The 871-nt window shown below is 67.2% G+C and carries 1 protein-coding gene; it reads right to left on the reverse strand.

From position 1 onward, the window contains the following. Positions 1 to 871 (reverse strand): DNA-directed RNA polymerase subunit alpha (locus KVT44_RS55490; protein WP_217576846.1); only part of this gene is annotated, 871 nt, incomplete at both ends.

The raw sequence follows: 871 nt of genomic DNA on the forward strand, positions 1-871 counted from the left end.
CCAGGCCCATGCCGGCCAGCTTCGCCTTGACCTCGTCGATGGACTTCGCACCGAAGTTGCGGATGTCCAGGAGGTCGGCCTCGGAGCGGGCGACGAGCTCACCCACGGAGTGGATGCCCTCACGCTTGAGGCAGTTGTAGGAACGAACGGTGAGCTCGAGCTCCTCGATCGGCAGCGCGAGGTCCGCGGCGAGGGCGGCGTCCGTGGGGGACGGGCCCATGTCGATGCCCTCGGCGTCGATGTTGAGCTCGCGCGCCAGACCGAACAGCTCGACCAGGGTCTTACCGGCCGACGCCATGGCGTCACGGGGACGCATGGCCTGCTTGGTCTCGACGTCGACGATCAGCTTGTCGAAGTCGGTGCGCTGCTCGACACGGGTCGCCTCGACCTTGTACGTGACCTTCAGCACCGGCGAGTAGATCGAGTCGACCGGGATGCGCCCGATCTCCTGACCGACCTGCTTGTTCTGAACGGCGGAGACGTAGCCGCGACCGCGCTCGACGGTCAGCTCCATCTCCAGCTTGCCCTTGCCGTTGAGCGTGGCGAGGACGAGGTCGGGGTTGTGCACCTCGACACCGGCCGGGGGCGCGATGTCGGCGGCGGTGACCAGACCCGGGCCCTGCTTGCGCAGGTACATCACGACCGGCTCGTCGTGCTCCGAGGAGACGACCAGCTGCTTGATGTTGAGGATCAGGTCGGTGACGTCCTCCTTGACGCCCGGCACGGTGGTGAACTCGTGCAGAACGCCGTCGATGCGGATGGACGTGACCGCCGCACCCGGAATCGAGGAGAGGAGCGTGCGACGCAGGGAGTTGCCGAGGGTGTAGCCGAAGCCCGGCTCCAGCGGCTCGATCACGAACCGGGAGCGGAA

It is taken from the genome of Streptomyces sp. GbtcB7 (assembly GCF_019091445.1).
In the GTDB taxonomy this organism is placed as follows: Bacteria; Actinomycetota; Actinomycetes; order Streptomycetales; family Streptomycetaceae; genus Streptomyces; species Streptomyces mirabilis.